Genomic DNA, 15593 nt, shown 5'->3' with positions numbered 1-15593 from the left:
CTATAGATACGCTTGAAGAACTTTTGGCACTGCAATAGTACCATCTTTTTGTTGATAATTTTCCATAATGGCGATGAGTGTCCGGCCAACTGCAAGGCTTGAACCGTTGAGGGTATGGACGAGTCTGTTTTTTTTGCCATCTTTAAAACGGATCTGTGCCCGGCGAGCTTGAAAATCTCGTGTATTTGAGATAGAACTGATTTCTCGATATTTTCCTTGTCCTGGTAGCCACACTTCAAGATCGATCGTTTTGGCCGCGCTAAAACCAAGATCACCTGTACAAAGCATTACATGGCGGTGCGGAAGCCCAAGTTTTGTAAGTAAACTACTTGCGCATTCTACCATCTCCTCAAAGACTTTGTCGCTCTCTTCAGGTCTTGTTATGGCAACGAGTTCCACTTTGTCAAATTGGTGTTGACGTATCATTCCCCGCACATCGCGTCCGCCGCTTCCAGCCTCTTTTCGAAAACATGGCGTATAGGCTGTGAGCTTGATAGGATCTTCCAAATCCTTGATGATCTCATCTCTATAGAGATTTGTCAGCGGGACCTCAGCTGTTGGAATCATGTAGAGATCTTCATCGCAAATTTTGAAAAGATCCTCTTCAAATTTCGGAAGTTGGCCCGTTCCAAGAAGGGTTGCACTGTTTGCCATAAAAGGGACGCAGACCTCTTCAAAGCCATATTCTTTGTTATGATCAAGCATGAAATTGATCAGGGCTCGCTCCAATCTAGCTGCCTCTTTTTTCAGTACGCTAAAGCGGCTTTTAGCAAGTTTTACGCCTCTTTCAAAATCGATCCATCCGAGCTTTTCACCTAGCTCCCAGTGCTCTTTTGGTTCAAAATCAAATTTTTTTGGCTCAAGAATCTTTTTGAGAACCACATTGTCCTCTTCATCTTCGCCAACAGGAACATCGGGATCGGGAGGATTTGGTATGGTAAGAGCGATATTTTTGAGTTTTTCTTCAAGATCTCTTACTACTTCTTGATGTGCTGCAATTTTGCCTTTATTGATCTCAAGTTCATTTTTCAGTTCATTGATATCTTTACCCTCTCTTTTATACTGGCCAAACATTTTAGAAAGAGAGTTTTGTTTGGTTTGAAGCTCTTGCAGGAAAGTTTTTTCTTTTTTGTACTCTTCAAAAAGTTCTTTGAGTTCAGCCAAAACTTTCTCTTCTACACCTTTTGTCTGCAGTCTTTTTGCAATCGTGTCAAAATCTTTTTCCAATGCTTTTAGATCGATCAAAATCGCCTCCAAAACTGTTTTTGTAATTATAGTGCAAATATGCTTTTAAAGGTTTGAACTAGAATCATAAAAAATTCAGAATTTTGATTTTGCTATAATAAATTGAAATTATCTTAAAAGAGGCAAAAATGCACTACACTATACCAAGAGAGCTTTTTGAGGAGTTAGCGAAAAATGTGGGAAAAGAGAGTGCAGAAAAGTTAGTCAATACCATCGAGAAGTTTTTAGATATTATCCAACAAGAAAGTCAAAAAGAGATAACACAAAAAAAAGAGAGTCTTAAGGCTGAACTCTATAATGAATTAAGAAATGAACTTGCTACAAAAGAGTTTGTTCGAGCGGAGATTAATGAGGTCAGAGCTGAGATTAATGAAGTCCGGGCCGAGATCAATGAAGTTCGTGCCGAGATTAGACAAAACACTCTGCTTTTAAAAGTACTTATAGGTATATCGATATTCGCATTGACTCTGTTTAATCCAAATTTTATAGCTTTGATTGAAAAGATAGTGAAGTAAAAAATAGGCAAAAATTGTACATTGATAGTCTTTATTTTAAAGTATTAACAATATACTTAAAAAACTTTCTATGTGGATGCATATAAGGAAGATATTCTGGATGCCACTGTATTCCTAAAATCGGAAGTTTTTCATGCTCAATTGCTTGGATGATGCCGTTTCGATCTTTTGCAGCTATACGAAGATCCTTGCCAAGGACGTTGATGGCCTGATGATGCAAAGCATTGGCTTTTATAGTGGAGGTTTGTAGAATGGAATAGAGTTTTGTATGAGGAAGTATCGTGATAGTTTGTAAAGGAAATGGTGTATAAGGGTGTTGATACTCTAGATCCAGGTCCTCAACATTTGGATGAAGCGAACCTCCCAGCGCGACATTGATGAGTTGCATTCCTCTACATATTCCAAAGATTGGTAGCTTTTTATCAAAGGCCTGGTGAAACAGCTCCAGTTCTATTTTGTCTCTTTTTTCTTCACATGGCCATTCTTGGTGAAGGCCGTACTCTTTTGGGCAGATATCCGTTCCGCCGCCAATCAATAGAGCATCGAAATCTTTTGGTAGAGTACTATCTGGATGGATAAAGATTGGTTTTGCATGGAAGAGTTTGAGTAAAAAATGGATAAAAAGCCAGCTGTTTCGGTTTTTATATCTGCTTCCTGTTACGACAATCTGTTTTTTGCGAGCCAATTTCGTACTTTCTCAATCCATAGATCTGTAATAAACCACAGTGGTGTGTGTTGAAACTCCCAATATTCGTGCATCAGATCATACAATTTTTGTTTTTCAAATGCTACATTTTCCACAAGACTCCACTGATTGAACTCAAATGCAATACTCCAGTTCGGTTCATCTACTTTTGAATTGGGCAAACGGTAGTGAAAAGCGGGTCTTGGATCCAGCTTTTGTTCAGGAAGCTGCTTTTTGATATCAGGATTGATATATACAAGCAGCGGCAAAAGATCCAAAGCTCTATTTCTTGTAGGATTGTAGAAGATGTAATCTTGGATAAATTCTTCTAAAGAGGGATTGTATGCAAAATCAAGAATAAGATCGATATACTCTTTGTCAAACGGCTCGATAAACCAGGTAAGTTTTCTGGTCAGATCTACATCGATTGTTTGCATGATGTAATCTTGAAGCAAAACAAAACTTCGTAAAATGTTTAAAATGGATACCACTTCAAAAGAGGGTGTTTCGATATTGATATGCATGCCAAAAGCATAGAGTGCGGAGGCACTCGTTCCTAATGCCCCGTTCTTTCGAAGAGACTCTTTGAGCTCTTCCATAGAACGTAACTTGTCAAAAGGGATAGGAGGAGTAACAATTTCATAAGGAATGACCAATTCTGAAAGGGAATAGATCAACTCTTTGAAAAGATCGAAATCTTTGAAAAGATAGTGACTGCTTGTTTTTCTCAAATAGATAGAATCGAGATAGATAGAAAAGTTGCCAAATTTTGTCTCTTTGATACGGGTTTCATATTCATCGATTACCTCTATTTTACCGTCAAAAAGCTTTTGGATGATGTGTGCCGTTTGGACCGGTTTGAGACCGGTATATTCAATCTCAAACCCGGCTCTTCTGATATTTCCATCAGATGTTTTTACAATGGGAGGCAGTTGAAACATCAAATCTCTTTGGGACAGCTCATCTCCACTGAGATTCTAATCTCATCTCCCTCTTCATAGGCATAAAATCTGTGCTTTTTGCACCAGTTGGCATTGGCGTGATTTGCAAGTCTCAGCGCTTCTAACTCAGCTTCCTCTTTTGTCGCAAAGCTCTTATCAAGCCACTTTTCATGTAACGTCTCATCTTTTTTCGCACATCCACACATCTTATCCATAACGATTTTATACATTACAATCCTCCGTATATTTTTTTGAAAAGTATTATAGCAGCAAATGTACTTGATATTGTCAATGTTACATTTAAAAGAATATTGAGTAAAGCCCTAATCCATAGCCCATCTTGGATCATCAAAAAGGTTTCTAAACTAAAGGTACTAAATGTTGTTAGTGCTCCTAAAAATCCAGTGATGAGCATTGCTTTATAGAGCGGATTGATGGATTGTTCAAAGTACATATACAAAAAACCGATGATAAAACTTCCGAGAACATTGACAGTAAGGGTGCCAACTGGAAAAAGAGAATGGGTGATTTTTTGCATCCAGGTGGCAATGAGAAACCTGGAAATTGCTCCAAAAAAGCCTCCTATGCCCACCGCAAAAATGACTGAGAAGTTCATTGCTCAAACTTTGGATGTTTATAAAGAAGCACTTCTACATCTTGCAGCGTGACGAGTGCTTCTTGCAAATGAGGCTCTATCGAAGTCAAAAAACCTCTTATTTTCGCTTCTGTATCGATACATTCGATGATCAACGGAAGAGTTTGGCTCATACTCCAGACATTGAAAGAGTGGAGTTCACTATGTGCTCCCATTCCAGCTGCTGCTTTATACACCGTGGCACCGGCAAGGCCATACTCTTTGGCATCTTTAAGGAGCATTTCCCATAAAGGCTTTCCGTCAAGTCTGTCATCATTATCGATGTAGATTTTCAGTACTTTTCTGTTTCCAAGATAGCGCTTCATGAATGAATCCTTTGTGAAATTGTTTGAAGGGTATTTTTAGCATACTGATAAAATCTTTTTGCTTCTTCCAAAGATGGTTTTCCGGTAGGCAATAGTCCCAGATCTCCTGGATATCTAGCTTCTATGTATAATGCGTCTAAAAGTTCTATTGTCTCTTGGTCATAGGGTATATCAGTTCTTTGGAAAAGAGTTTCAAGTTTATGTATTTTAGGGACTTCCATTTTTTTCGCTTCTAAATAAGCCTTGAGACACTTTTCGATAGCTTGTTGTGCATGGAATGCCACCATATGAGTTAAATGTGGATTGCTGATGATCTCTTCTATCACTAAGATATCATCTTGTGCAGCATTTAGCCATTCCTGAGCGACATTTTGTCCCATAAAACAATGCCTTCATTCAATATTTTTTTGCTAAAAGAGCTTTGAAGTTCGACAAATTTTTTATACATTGGTTGTGTATGGACAATCAGATCTATTGGAACAATTTTTTGAAGATCGCTTACTTTCTTGGCAACTTGCAAATATATCTTACTTTTTTCCTGCCAAGTTGTTGGAAATTGTTTATCATTTGTTACGATATAAAGATCAATATCGCTATGTGAATGTTGAGTGTTGGTTGCGTATGAACCAAAAAGGATGATTAGTACGGTATCCTTTTGTAATCTTTGTACAATTTGTTTAACTATTTTGTTCACAACGTACCTCAAAAATAGCTTTGTTGACTGCTTGCATCTTTTTTGCTGCTTCTTCTTTGGCTTTTTGCTCACCTTTTTGAAGTATTATAGCGATATCTTCATCACTGATACTCTCCCTTCGCTCGCGCATCGGTTCTAGTACCTTTTCGATCGCTGCAGCGCACCATTTTTTGCACTCCACGCAGCCAATACCTGCAGTTTTGCACCCTTCTTCCACTTTTTTTATCGTTTCTTCATCGCTGAAGGCTTTATGATAATCGTAAATGAGGCAGACTTCAGGATTTCCTGGGTCAGTTCGTTTGACTCGTTGTGGATCAGTTTTTGCAACTCTTAGTTTGCTCCATACTTCATCTGGTGTATCGCTTAAAAAGATGGCGTTATTGTAGCTTTTGCTCATTTTTCTGCCATCAAGTCCAGGGAGTCTTGGAGTAGGGCTTAAAAGCTCTTTTGGTTCAGTAAAAACCTTACATTCAAAAAGGTGATGAAAACGTCGTACGATTTCTCTAGCGATTTCAAGATGTGGTCTTTGATCCTCTCCGATGGGAACCGCCTGGGCATCATAAAGGATGATATCTGCCGTTTGTAGAACTGGGTAGGTCAAAAATCCTGCTGTATGAATATCTTTGTTTTTGATCTGGGCAAGTTGGTCTTTGTAGGTTGGATTTCGCTCTAGCCATCCAAGGGGTGTGATCATATTGAGCAGTACATACAGCTCAGCATGTTCTTTGATTGCACTTTGGATAAAGATAATGCTTTTTTGCGGGTCGATCCCAGCTGCTATCCAGTCTCTTACCAGTTCTATACTTAAATGTTTTAGATTCAATTTATCCTCATAACTGGTAGAAAGGGCATGCCAATCTGCAACAAAAAAGAAACATTCATTTTTCTTTTGCAATTTTACCCAGTTTTTTAAAACACCTAGATAGTGTCCGAGGTGCAGTTTCCCAGTCGGTCTCATTCCACTGACAATTCGCAAAATAGTCTCCTTTAGTAGCTTTCTTCTTCATATTCTTCTCGTTCACCCCGTTTTCTTGGACGAAGGATAATCGGGGTGCCTTCAAGATCGAAATTCTCTCTCAAAACATTTGCCAAATAGCGTTTGTAGCTAAAATGCAGACCCTCCGGTCTATTCATAATGAGGGCGATTTTGGGTGGTTTTGTGTCATACTGCGTAGCGTATAAAATCTTAACCGGTTTTCCTTTGTATGATGGAATTTGATGGCGAATCTGGGCTTCTTTGATAACTCGGTTGAGTTGTCCTGTTGGAATCCATGTGGAGTAGTTTTGGTAGACTTTTACAATTAAATCATACAATCTGTCTACCCGTTTCCTTGTTTTGGCGCTGAGCGTAATGATGGGTGCATAGCTTAAAAACTTGAATCTGTCGCGAACCTCTTTGACAGCTTCTTCATAGCTCTTTTTTGCAATATCCCATTTATTGAGAACGATGATGCACGCAAGTTTATATTTATCGATATAGCCTGCAATTCTTTCGTCCTGTTCTGTTATTCCTTCACTCGCATCCAGTACCAAAAGTGCCACATCGGCTCGTTCTAGCATCTTCTGGGTTCGGTTCAGGGCATACTTTTCGATGCCAACAATCTTGCCTCTTCTTCTAATTCCTGCAGTATCGATAAAAGTGATCACTTTATCGTTATAAATCGTACTTTCATCGATGGTATCGATGGTTGTACCGGCAATATCACTCACGATAGAACGTTCTTCTTTGAGTAAAGCATTTAGCAAAGAACTTTTTCCAACATTGACGCGTCCAAGAATCGCTACATTGATTTCATTCGATTCTTCTTGCTTTTTTTCTCCCTCATTGATGGCTAAAAGCTCATCAAAATCCGGCTCTTCATCGATTTGTAACTCAATAGTCTCTTTTTTAGGAAGCTGCTTTTCCACCCACTCAAGAAGTCTTTTTACTTTTCTATTGTGACTGACTGAAATAGGGAAAATCTCTTGCGTGCCAAACTCGTAAAAATTCCAGACATTCTCTTCTTCTTTGTCATTGTCTATTTTATTGACAACAAGGGCAATTGTTTTGCCAAGTTTTTGCAAGGATCTAAAAATTTGCTTATCTTCTTCATCAGGGAGTTTCTTCCCATCAACCATGTACAGGATGATATCGGCATCTTTGGCAGCTTCAAGGCTTTTTTGCTTCACCTTTTCAAACAGCTCATCCCTATCTTCGATTCCCCCAGTATCCAAAATTTCAGCCTCTTTTTCACCAATTTGCGCAATACGCCTTTTTACGTCTCTTGTAGTGCCTTCCGTTTCGCTTACAATGGCGTCACGCTGCTTGAGGATTCTATTAAAAAGGCTGCTTTTGCCAACGTTTGGTTTTCCTATGATTGCTATTTTTTTCATTCTTTTTCCGCTATCTTTTCTATGTATATCGATTCGCTCGGAAATGCAAAGTCGCTACCGTTTCGTTGAACGATTTCCATGATTTTTAGGTTGATATCTTCTTTGATTTCTAAATATTTTGCCCAATCAGCCGTATTGGTAAAACAGTAGATGAAGATGCTCAGACTGCTATCTTCAAATTCGTCAAAATTGACAAGCAAAGTAGCTTTTTTTGCAATTCCTGGATGGGATTTTAGCATATTTCGAATATCTGTTAAAATATTATGCATCTGCTCGTGTGTTGTAGAGTAGACAAGGCCTATTCGCATTTTGATGCGTCTGATATTGCGCCTTGAAAAGTTTTCTATCGGGTTGTTGGCAATCATCTGGTTTGGAACGGTTACCAGGGATTTTTCAAAGGTTCTTACTTTTGTGGTGCGCAGGCCAATATCTTCTACCGTTCCTTCCACGTCGCCTACTTTGATCCAATCATCGATTTTTAAAGCTCGATCGGCCAAGATGCTAAGGCCTCCAAAGAGATTGGCTGCCGTATCTTTGGCTGCTAGTGCAAATGCCAAACCACCAAGTCCGAGTGAAGCCAAGAATGCACTGACGTTGATATTCCAAACCTGTAAAATGGAGACCAAGCCAATGGCAAGGATGAAAATTTTCAATGTTTTTATAAAAAATGCGCCGATTTCACGATAGAGTTCTCTTCCGAACCGCTTGGCGAATTTATAGATTGTTTCATCCAGGACATGTACCATATTGTAAAAAATCCAAAAAATTTCAAAAATGATTAAAGATTTAAGTGTCTTATCGAAAACTTCATTTTCTATATCCATAACCAAGAAGGCAAAGTACAAACCAAGAATGATGAAAGCAAACTTGAGTGGTCCTTCAATAATTTCCAAGAGTTTGTCATCGAAGGTTGTTGTAGTGAGTTTGGCGATTTTGTGGATAATTTTGAGAACAAAAAAGGTAAAGACTTTTCTAAGAAGCAAAAAAAGCAGGAAAATTCCCAAGCCTTCGGCAAATTTATACAGAGGCATACCTAAAAATGTGTTGGTAGTAGCAAAGAGAGTGACCTCCTTTTTGATCTGAGCGAACTGTATTTTCCAGTTGCCTATCTGTTTGTTGAGCATATACAGCATAGATGTATCAAGGGAAACCGGTATATAGGGATTGGAAGAGTGTTTTTGGACATAGCTTTTGATCGTTTGTGATATGTGCAGTGCTTTTGAAGAGCGCTTTTTCAAATAGGAAAAAAACGTTTCAAACTCTAATCTGAGCCAATCGTGAATGAGTTTCTCTTTCTTTTTGAATTGCGCCAAAAGAAGTTTTTGGAGATACGATACTTTGTTGCTGTTTTCCAAGATTTCCCAGCGCTCTTTTTCAATGGAGAGCTTTTTGATCTTTTTTTCTAAATATGCGATCTTTTTTTCGATTTTTTCTACCGCTTTTTTAGGTGGAAGCTTGAAATCGATGAATCGCAGTTTTGCAAGAAGTCTGTCGAGCCACTGGGGATAGTGCTTGAAAACGGCGTCGATAAAAGCTTGATGGGCCAAGAGCAGTTTTTTGTAATAGATCTTTTCCAGTTTTAACGTGACATTTGTAGGATCTTTTTGTATGTTTTCTTCAATATCGTCAAGTTGGTCCTTAAGATGCTTTATTGCATCCTTTTTTTCATATGCTTTTGCTAAAAGATCGTTAATCTTTTGATAGGTAGCGATAAATTGTGTATCGTTTTTTATGGAAAAATCTTTTTCATGGACCAGAGTCGGTTTGGATTGGAGTGTATCGATGATTTTTTTGATAAGAGTTTGCTGCAGTTTGTAATCTGGTGATGATTGATTGAGATCTTTCAAAAGAGTTTCAAAAACTTTTGGATTGTTTTGCTGTTCCAAAGAAGCATTGATGTCCAAAGCAAAAAGATGAACAAAAAAAAGAAGGCATATGAAGATAATTTTCGGCATCGCTGCTCTTTCAAAAGTTTTGTTACAATTTTATCAAAAAAAGCTGGGGATATGCGTTATTTTTATACCGTTCTTTTTTGCACTGTCATACTCTTTGCAAAAACAATCGATGCCGAATATAAAGTGACTTTTGGTCTGTTTGGAACTGTGGGAAAAGTGTATGCCCATTATGAAAGCAATGCCACTAATTATAAGATTTTGATCAAAGCCAAAGCTGTCGGTATGGCCAAGCTCTTTTCTCACAAAAGAGTGGAAGAGTATGGAAGTGAAGGAACTATTGTGCAAAATGGACTTCTTCGACCAAAAATCTTTTATCGCATCAGACAGACAACAAAAAGAAGAGACTATAAGAAATATACATTTGATTACAAAAACAAGAAAATCGTTCTTTATACCGATAAAAACAAGTACGGCAAATTTCATGTTAAACATAAAGAATTACTGCCTTATTTTACGGACAATGATGTGCTGACACTCTATTTCAATCTGCAAAAATATCTCAAGCCAAATCAACTCCATTACAAATTTCAAGCGGTAGGGGGTTCAGAACAGGAAGGGAAAATCGACGTCGATATCTTGCAGGGCAAATCAAAAAGAAAAATAGAAAAGCTTTTAAAGGTTGACGGGCTCTATCTTGCGGTGAAACTCTATCAAAAAATATTCGCGAGTAAAGAGGGGCTTTTGTATATCGTTTTGAACAAAGATGGCATCGCAAAACGAGGACTTTTGAAAGATGTGATCTTTTTTGGAGATGTAAAAGGTATTTTAGTCAAAAAGGAGGTGCGTGAGTAGACTCGACAAAGGTGTTTTGTATATGCTCATCGCCTCTGTGTTGTTTGCGGGGATGGGGGTCTTTGCAAAGCTTCTGAGCCAAAATCTTCCAAGCCTTGAAGTGGTGTTTTTCAGGAACGTTTTTGGAGTATTGTTGGTCGGTGCTTCGCTGCTTCATACACCGATGACGCATGAAGGTGGGAGGCCATGGCTGCTTTTTTTTCGTGGATTTATCGGTTTTTTGGCGCTTTTGATGTTTTTTTACGATATTGCCCATATTCCTTTGGGTGAAGCGATGACCTATTCAAAAACTTCTCCTATCTGGACAGCTATCTTTGCGTTTATCTTTTTGCATGAAGCATTGAGCCCACGTCAGTGGGCAGCGGTTTTTTTAGGTTTTTTTGGCATTGTTTTCATTACCGATCCTTTTCGTACCCCCTTTGATAAATATGATCTTTTAGGAATTTTGAGTGGCATGGGTGCGGCTTTGGCGTATACGAGTGTGCGTGAACTCAAACGCTACTATGACACACGGGCTATCGTTCTTTCCTTTATGGGAGTTGGGACGATAGGTCCCGTGGTACTGATGCTGTTAGCTCCATATATTGAGAGTCAAGAACTCGATTTTATGTTTGCTTCATTTGTGATGCCAAAAGGAGTGCTTTGGATCCAGATCGTTGCAATGGGAGTTTTGGCAACGTTTGCACAAATTTTCATGACCAAAGCTTATGGTGTGACAAAAGCCGGTATTGTTGGGGCGGTGAGTTATAGCAACATCGCTTTTTCTATCCTGTTTGGCCTGTTGTTTTTAGGGGATCCGATCCCAGAGTTTGTCAAGATTTTGGGTATAATCTTGATAGTTATCAGTGGAATACTTGTAGCAAGGAAATAGGATGGCGGCATTGGAGCTTTTGGATAGATACACTTATGAAGATTATAAAAAGTGGGAGGGACGATGGGAACTGATTGATGGTATCCCGTATGCGATGAGTCCAGCGCCGTATCCAAAGCATCAACGGTTATTACTTAGAACAGCAAAAGAGTTGATGGAAACGATGGAGTGTAAGGAGTGTGAGGTTTTTATTTCTCCTATCGATTGGAAGGTGAATGAAGATACTGTTGTGCAGCCCGATGTCGCTATCTTTTGCGAAGAGACGCAAGAACAGTACTTTACGAAAACACCTCCGGTGGCAGTAGAAGTGCTCAGTGAAGCGACAGCATATAAAGATTTGACGACCAAGTTTGAGTTGTATGAAAGAACCGGTGTGCACTATTATGTGGTGATCAATCCGAAACGAGAGGTTGCAGAAGTGTTTTACAACAAAGGCAAAAAATTTGAGCTTTTGGGATATTTTGAGAAGGAAGGGAAAGTGGATATGCAGTGGAATGGGTGTGAAGCTTCAATTGATTTTAAAAGGGTGTTTACATGATTTTGATAGCGGGACCGTGCGTTATAGAGAGTCAGGAGCAGCTGGAGATCATTGCAGCAGATTTGAAAAAATATCATAAATCAAAGCAGATTGATTTTTATTTTAAAGCCAGTTTCGATAAGGCCAACAGAACAAGTCTTGATAGCTATCGGGGGCCAGGTCTGGAAAAGGGGCTAGAGATGTTAGCCAAAATCAAGGCCGATTTTGGATATAAGATCCTAACAGATGTGCATGAGAGCTATCAGGTAGAGGCAGTGGCTGAGGTGGCCGATGTGATTCAGATCCCAGCCTTTTTATGTCGCCAAACGGATCTGCTTGTAGCGGCTGCAAAAACAGATAAAATTGTAAACATTAAAAAGGGGCAGTTTATGCATCCTGAAGATATGAAATATAGTGTTTTGAAAGTTTTAAAAACAAGAGGGGTAGAAACTGCTGATTATGAAACAAGTAAAGAGGCCGGTGTATGGTTGACTGAGAGGGGAACCAGTTTTGGGTATAGAAATTTGGTAGTTGATATGCGAAGTTTGGTCATCATGAGAGATTTTGCTCCAGTGATTTTTGACGCAACCCATGCGGTGCAGATGCCAGGAGGCGCAGGTGGTAAAAGCAGCGGTAACAAGGAGTTTGTTGCTCCACTTTCACGAGCAGCAGCTGCAGTGGGAGTGGATGGGTTTTTCTTTGAGACGCACTATGATCCAAGCTGCGCTTTGAGTGATGGACCAAATATGGTAACGCCAAATGAGCTTGAAGCAATAGTAGATGATATTTTCAAAATACAAAGAGCATTGCATGTTTGATAAGAGTACAATTGTAGAAAAATTGAAAAGCTATTTTTCGACAAAACAAGAAATCAAATTTGCATACCTTTTTGGATCTGTTGCTAGCGATAAAGCATTTTCATTGAGTGATATAGATATTGCTGTGATGTGTTCAAAAAAGTGTAATGTCATGGAACTCATGGCACAATTGAGTTATCTTTTGAAGTTCGATGAGGTTGAAGTTGTGGATTTGTCACAAACACATAATCTTAGATTGATCAAAGAGATTATTCAAAAAGGGATAGTATTGAAAGATAGTCCAACAAGAGAAGAATGGGAACTACAAAAATATCACCAGGCTCTCGATTTTATCAATCATACGAAAGTGATTTATGGGTATTGATCTACAAAATATTAGTGAACGAATCTATAAAATCAGAGAAAATCTGAAATTTTTAGAAGAATATAAAGAGAGATGTCATGAAGCAATGCAAAGTAAAATTATAGGTGATGCCTTGTTGTATAATCTCTATTTACTAAGTGATAGAGTATTGCGATTGGCTGAAGTAGTATGCAGATATAAAAATGCTGGATATCCAGATAGTTACAGCGGTTTTATTTATCGTCTTGGTGATATTGGCGTTCTTGAAAAGGAGTTCGCCTATAAATTTGCTGCTATTGCAAAATTTAGAAATTTTCTTGCTCCTCAATATGAAGAGGTTGATAAAATCAGAGTTTGTGAAGCGATGAAAGAAAATCTTGATGATGTGAAAATATTTCTTGAGCAAATAGAACACAAAATAGGAGTGTAGATGCGAATCATAGAAGGAAAATTAAAACTTGATGGTAGTGAGAAAGTTGCGATCATAGCTAGCAGATTCAATCATATTATTACCGACAGACTCGTTGAAGGGGCAAAAGATGCCTTTTTACGGCATGGTGGCAATGAAGAGAATTTAGATCTTATTTTGGTTCCTGGAGCTTTCGAGCTTCCTTTTGCATTGGATAAGGTACTTTCAGCACAAAAATATGACGGTGTCTGCTGTTTGGGGGCGATTATACGAGGCTCGACGCCTCATTTTGACTATGTGGCGGCTGAAGCAACAAAAGGAATAGCGAATACCACTTTAAAATATCAAAAACCGGTGACGTTTGGTGTCTTGACAACCGATACGATCGAACAGGCCATTGAGCGAGCCGGGAGCAAAGCCGGTAACAAAGGGTTTGAAGCGATGACGGGGCTTATTGAGCTGATTGATCTATATAAAGGGTTGTAATGGCAACACGACATCAGGCACGAGAAGCGGTTATTGGACTTTTATATGCTTATGATTTGGGCAATCCTGAGATCAAAAAATTTGCCGAAGATATTTTGGAAGAAAAAAAGATTCGAAACAAGCAACGAGAATTTGCTTTAGGGCTTTTTAAAGGAACAGTTGAGCATCTTGAAACGATAGATCAAGCGATCAAAAAACATCTTGAATCGTGGGATATGGAAAGAGTAGGGCATATAGAACGAGCAATTTTGCGTTTGGGGGTATATGAGCTGCTTTATACCGACCTTGATCCCGCTATCGTTATAAACGAAGCGGTAGAACTTGCCAAACAACTGGGGACTGACCAAAGTCCAAAATTTATCAACGGCGTTTTGGATGCAATCGCAAAAGAGGTGAAACGTGGAAGCCAGGAAGCTTGAAAACTATACCTACCAAGACTATTTGGAGATTGACAAAACGACAAAAGAGCGTGTTGAGCTTATCTTTGGCCGCATCTATATGATGGCAGGAGCTAGTGCCAAGCATCAAGATGTAGTTTTGAATATAGCTATTACTCTTAAAAATGAGAGCCAATGTAAGCCAAGAGTTGCACCATACGATTTGAAACTTCGATGCAGTTTCGATCCAAGTGTAGAATCGGTGAATGTAGTGCAGCCCGATGTCATGCTCTTTTGTGAAGATGAGAAGCTTCCATGCGCGATTTTTGAAGTTTTAAGTCCATCAACCGCATCCAAAGACAAAACTGACAAACTAGCTTTATATGAGTGTGCCAGGATAAAGGAGTATTTTATCGTTGAGCCTGAGTATAAGGTAGTGGAGCGGTTTGTTTTGAAGGGGAAAAAGTATCAATTTGCTGGAAACTATGCTGAAAATATGCAAATGAAGGTTGAATGTATCGGCAAAGAGGTGGATGTAAGTGCATTTTTCGAAGGAGTGGAATGAGACTGAGTAAACGTGAGGCGTTGGATCTCATCAAAAATGCTGATTTGATTGAGCTAGGGCAGATGGCTTTAGCAAAAAAAAGAGAACTGCATCCAAAAAAAATTACAACATTTATCGTCGATCGCAATATCAACTATACCAATATCTGCTGGGTAGATTGCGATTTTTGTGCATTTTACAGAAAGCCAAAAGATGAGGATGCATATGTTTTGAGTTATGATGAGATTGATCAAAAAATAGAGGAGCTTTTGGAGATTGGAGGAACGCAGATTTTGTTTCAGGGAGGTGTCCATCCAAAACTCAAAATTGATTATTATGAAGATTTGGTTGAGCATATTCATACAAAGTATCCACAAATTACCATTCATGGATTTAGCGCAGTGGAGATTAGCTACATTGCCAAAGTAAGCAGGCTCAGTTACAAAGAGGTTTTAGAGCGTCTCAAGGCAAAGGGACTGAGCTCCATTCCTGGAGCAGGAGCCGAAATTTTAAGCGATCGCGTCAGAGAGATTATCAGTCCAAAAAAACTCTCCAGCCAAGAGTGGCTCGATATCCATAAGGCTGCTCATGAAGTTGGGATGAAAACAACGGCAACGATGATGTATGGAACGGTGGAAAGCGATGAAGAGATAGTTGAACACTGGGAGAAGATACGTGATCTTCAAGATGAGACGGGCGGATTTCGTGCCTTTATCATGTGGAGTTTTCAACCTTATAATACCGCTTTGCAAAAAAGTGGCGTTGTAACGCATAAAACAAGTTCAAACCGTTATCTGAGACTTCTTGCAGTCAGTAGACTCTTTTTGGATAATTTTAAAAATATTCAGTCTTCCTGGGTAACGCAAGGAAGCTACATCGGTCAATTAGCTCTGTTATATGGGGCGAATGATTTAGGATCCACGATGATGGAAGAGAATGTGGTCAAAGCTGCAGGTGCACAAAATCGAATGAACCAGGAAGAAATGATTCGACTTATCAAAGATGTAGGGGAGATTCCTGCAAAAAGAAATACGGCCTACGAGATTTTGGAGGTCTATGAATGAGAAC

At 39.0% G+C, this 15593-nt stretch carries 22 protein-coding genes; 11 read left to right on the top strand and 11 right to left on the bottom strand.

What is annotated here, in order from left to right; all coding sequences use genetic code 11:
* Positions 1-1245, bottom strand: a complete 1245-nt coding sequence (gene serS, locus JG735_RS07275; RefSeq protein WP_201334410.1) for a serine--tRNA ligase — start codon at positions 1243-1245, stop codon at positions 1-3.
* A 128-nt stretch (positions 1246-1373) separates the two neighbouring features.
* Between serS and JG735_RS07270 the strand changes: the two genes are divergently transcribed.
* Complete coding sequence (locus JG735_RS07270) at positions 1374-1760, top strand: hypothetical protein (protein WP_201334409.1); 387 nt, start codon at positions 1374-1376, stop codon at positions 1758-1760.
* A gap of 31 nt (positions 1761-1791) precedes the next feature.
* On the opposite strand, the gene JG735_RS07265 is transcribed toward JG735_RS07270, so the two are convergent.
* From JG735_RS07265 to JG735_RS09800, 10 genes are read right to left on the bottom strand one after another with little or no spacing between them, the layout of a single operon-like run.
* Positions 1792-2445 (bottom strand): gamma-glutamyl-gamma-aminobutyrate hydrolase family protein, encoded by a 654-nt coding sequence (locus tag JG735_RS07265; RefSeq protein ID WP_201334408.1) that lies wholly within the window; start codon positions 2443-2445, stop codon positions 1792-1794.
* Positions 2418-3386, bottom strand: a complete 969-nt coding sequence (locus tag JG735_RS07260) for an amidoligase family protein (protein WP_201334407.1) — start codon at positions 3384-3386, stop codon at positions 2418-2420. Before JG735_RS07260 ends, JG735_RS07265 begins: the two co-directional genes overlap by 28 nt.
* The gene (locus tag JG735_RS07255) at positions 3386-3616 is read right to left on the bottom strand and encodes a hypothetical protein (RefSeq protein ID WP_201334406.1); all 231 of its coding nucleotides are present in this window, start codon (positions 3614-3616) and stop codon (positions 3386-3388) included. Before JG735_RS07255 ends, JG735_RS07260 begins: the two co-directional genes overlap by 1 nt.
* Positions 3616-4002 carry a fluoride efflux transporter CrcB gene (gene crcB / locus JG735_RS07250; RefSeq protein ID WP_201334405.1) on the bottom strand — a complete coding sequence of 129 codons (387 nt, stop codon included), beginning with the start codon at positions 4000-4002 and terminating at the stop codon, positions 3616-3618. The genes JG735_RS07255 and crcB overlap by 1 nt, the downstream gene beginning before the upstream one ends.
* Positions 3999-4346: a DUF190 domain-containing protein gene (locus JG735_RS07245; RefSeq protein WP_201334404.1), complete on the bottom strand. Its 348-nt coding sequence runs from the start codon at positions 4344-4346 to the stop codon at positions 3999-4001. The genes crcB and JG735_RS07245 overlap by 4 nt, the downstream gene beginning before the upstream one ends.
* Positions 4343-4726 carry a HEPN domain-containing protein gene (locus JG735_RS07240; RefSeq protein ID WP_201334403.1) on the bottom strand — a complete coding sequence of 128 codons (384 nt, stop codon included), beginning with the start codon at positions 4724-4726 and terminating at the stop codon, positions 4343-4345. Before JG735_RS07240 ends, JG735_RS07245 begins: the two co-directional genes overlap by 4 nt.
* Complete coding sequence (locus JG735_RS07235) at positions 4696-5040, bottom strand: nucleotidyltransferase domain-containing protein (RefSeq protein WP_201334402.1); 345 nt, start codon at positions 5038-5040, stop codon at positions 4696-4698. Before JG735_RS07235 ends, JG735_RS07240 begins: the two co-directional genes overlap by 31 nt.
* Entirely contained in the window at positions 5024-6016 is a 993-nt protein-coding gene (trpS, locus tag JG735_RS07230; RefSeq protein WP_201334401.1) for a tryptophan--tRNA ligase, read from the bottom strand. Before trpS ends, JG735_RS07235 begins: the two co-directional genes overlap by 17 nt.
* A gap of 11 nt (positions 6017-6027) precedes the next feature.
* Entirely contained in the window at positions 6028-7413 is a 1386-nt protein-coding gene (gene der, locus JG735_RS07225) for a ribosome biogenesis GTPase Der (protein ID WP_201334400.1), read from the bottom strand.
* Entirely contained in the window at positions 7410-9368 is a 1959-nt protein-coding gene (locus JG735_RS09800) for a mechanosensitive ion channel family protein (RefSeq protein WP_236583920.1), read from the bottom strand. Before JG735_RS09800 ends, der begins: the two co-directional genes overlap by 4 nt.
* Here JG735_RS09800 and JG735_RS07215 point away from each other — a divergent pair.
* From JG735_RS07215 to JG735_RS07170, 10 genes are read left to right on the top strand one after another with little or no spacing between them, the layout of a single operon-like run.
* Positions 9327-10160, top strand: a complete 834-nt coding sequence (locus JG735_RS07215; RefSeq protein WP_201334399.1) for a DUF3108 domain-containing protein — start codon at positions 9327-9329, stop codon at positions 10158-10160. The genes JG735_RS09800 and JG735_RS07215 overlap by 42 nt on opposite strands.
* A 22-nt stretch (positions 10161-10182) precedes the next feature.
* Positions 10183-11031, top strand: a complete 849-nt coding sequence (locus JG735_RS07210; RefSeq protein ID WP_370583472.1) for a DMT family transporter — start codon at positions 10183-10185, stop codon at positions 11029-11031.
* A 1-nt stretch (position 11032) separates the two neighbouring features.
* Positions 11033-11569 (top strand): Uma2 family endonuclease, encoded by a 537-nt coding sequence (locus JG735_RS07205; RefSeq protein WP_201334397.1) that lies wholly within the window; start codon positions 11033-11035, stop codon positions 11567-11569.
* Positions 11566-12366 carry a 3-deoxy-8-phosphooctulonate synthase gene (gene kdsA / locus JG735_RS07200; protein WP_201334396.1) on the top strand — a complete coding sequence of 267 codons (801 nt, stop codon included), beginning with the start codon at positions 11566-11568 and terminating at the stop codon, positions 12364-12366. Before JG735_RS07205 ends, kdsA begins: the two co-directional genes overlap by 4 nt.
* Positions 12359-12730, top strand: coding sequence for a nucleotidyltransferase domain-containing protein (locus JG735_RS07195; protein ID WP_201334395.1), 372 nt, complete (start codon positions 12359-12361; stop codon positions 12728-12730). Before kdsA ends, JG735_RS07195 begins: the two co-directional genes overlap by 8 nt.
* A complete protein-coding gene (locus tag JG735_RS07190) occupies positions 12720-13139 on the top strand; it encodes a DUF86 domain-containing protein (RefSeq protein WP_201334394.1) in 420 nt (139 codons plus the stop codon). The genes JG735_RS07195 and JG735_RS07190 overlap by 11 nt, the downstream gene beginning before the upstream one ends.
* Positions 13140-13604 carry a 6,7-dimethyl-8-ribityllumazine synthase gene (gene ribH / locus JG735_RS07185; RefSeq protein WP_201334393.1) on the top strand — a complete coding sequence of 155 codons (465 nt, stop codon included), beginning with the start codon at positions 13140-13142 and terminating at the stop codon, positions 13602-13604.
* A complete protein-coding gene (gene nusB, locus JG735_RS07180) occupies positions 13604-14023 on the top strand; it encodes a transcription antitermination factor NusB (RefSeq protein WP_201334392.1) in 420 nt (139 codons plus the stop codon). The genes ribH and nusB overlap by 1 nt, the downstream gene beginning before the upstream one ends.
* The gene (locus JG735_RS07175) at positions 14004-14546 is read left to right on the top strand and encodes a Uma2 family endonuclease (RefSeq protein ID WP_201334391.1); all 543 of its coding nucleotides are present in this window, start codon (positions 14004-14006) and stop codon (positions 14544-14546) included. The genes nusB and JG735_RS07175 overlap by 20 nt, the downstream gene beginning before the upstream one ends.
* On the top strand, positions 14543-15589 hold the full coding sequence (locus JG735_RS07170) for a dehypoxanthine futalosine cyclase (protein ID WP_201334390.1): 1047 nt from the start codon (positions 14543-14545) through the stop codon (positions 15587-15589). Before JG735_RS07175 ends, JG735_RS07170 begins: the two co-directional genes overlap by 4 nt.
* The last annotated feature ends 4 nt before the right edge of the window (positions 15590-15593 follow it).

It is taken from the genome of Nitratiruptor sp. YY08-10 (assembly GCF_016629565.1).
GTDB lineage: Bacteria > Campylobacterota > Campylobacteria > Campylobacterales > Nitratiruptoraceae > Nitratiruptor.
This window is presented reverse-complemented; position numbering and strand designations above follow the sequence as displayed.

What these genes read in the sequence shown, in the direction of transcription:
- ribH (WP_201334393.1), top strand. Translation starts at nt 13,140, where the DNA reads ATGCGAATCATAGAAGGAAAATTAAAACTTGATGGTAGTGAGAAAGTT.
- JG735_RS07260 (WP_201334407.1), bottom strand. Translation starts at nt 3,386, where the DNA reads ATGTTTCAACTGCCTCCCATTGTAAAAACATCTGATGGAAATATCAGA.
- JG735_RS09800 (WP_236583920.1), bottom strand. Translation starts at nt 9,368, where the DNA reads ATGCCGAAAATTATCTTCATATGCCTTCTTTTTTTTGTTCATCTTTTT.
- JG735_RS07270 (WP_201334409.1), top strand. Translation starts at nt 1,374, where the DNA reads ATGCACTACACTATACCAAGAGAGCTTTTTGAGGAGTTAGCGAAAAAT.
- der (WP_201334400.1), bottom strand. Translation starts at nt 7,413, where the DNA reads ATGAAAAAAATAGCAATCATAGGAAAACCAAACGTTGGCAAAAGCAGC.
- JG735_RS07215 (WP_201334399.1), top strand. Translation starts at nt 9,327, where the DNA reads ATGAACAAAAAAAAGAAGGCATATGAAGATAATTTTCGGCATCGCTGC.
- nusB (WP_201334392.1), top strand. Translation starts at nt 13,604, where the DNA reads ATGGCAACACGACATCAGGCACGAGAAGCGGTTATTGGACTTTTATAT.
- JG735_RS07195 (WP_201334395.1), top strand. Translation starts at nt 12,359, where the DNA reads ATGTTTGATAAGAGTACAATTGTAGAAAAATTGAAAAGCTATTTTTCG.
- JG735_RS07170 (WP_201334390.1), top strand. Translation starts at nt 14,543, where the DNA reads ATGAGACTGAGTAAACGTGAGGCGTTGGATCTCATCAAAAATGCTGAT.
- JG735_RS07245 (WP_201334404.1), bottom strand. Translation starts at nt 4,346, where the DNA reads ATGAAGCGCTATCTTGGAAACAGAAAAGTACTGAAAATCTACATCGAT.
- JG735_RS07210 (WP_370583472.1), top strand. Translation starts at nt 10,183, where the DNA reads ATGCTCATCGCCTCTGTGTTGTTTGCGGGGATGGGGGTCTTTGCAAAG.
- JG735_RS07190 (WP_201334394.1), top strand. Translation starts at nt 12,720, where the DNA reads ATGGGTATTGATCTACAAAATATTAGTGAACGAATCTATAAAATCAGA.
- crcB (WP_201334405.1), bottom strand. Translation starts at nt 4,002, where the DNA reads ATGAACTTCTCAGTCATTTTTGCGGTGGGCATAGGAGGCTTTTTTGGA.
- kdsA (WP_201334396.1), top strand. Translation starts at nt 11,566, where the DNA reads ATGATTTTGATAGCGGGACCGTGCGTTATAGAGAGTCAGGAGCAGCTG.
- JG735_RS07240 (WP_201334403.1), bottom strand. Translation starts at nt 4,726, where the DNA reads ATGGGACAAAATGTCGCTCAGGAATGGCTAAATGCTGCACAAGATGAT.
- JG735_RS07255 (WP_201334406.1), bottom strand. Translation starts at nt 3,616, where the DNA reads ATGTATAAAATCGTTATGGATAAGATGTGTGGATGTGCGAAAAAAGAT.
- JG735_RS07205 (WP_201334397.1), top strand. Translation starts at nt 11,033, where the DNA reads ATGGCGGCATTGGAGCTTTTGGATAGATACACTTATGAAGATTATAAA.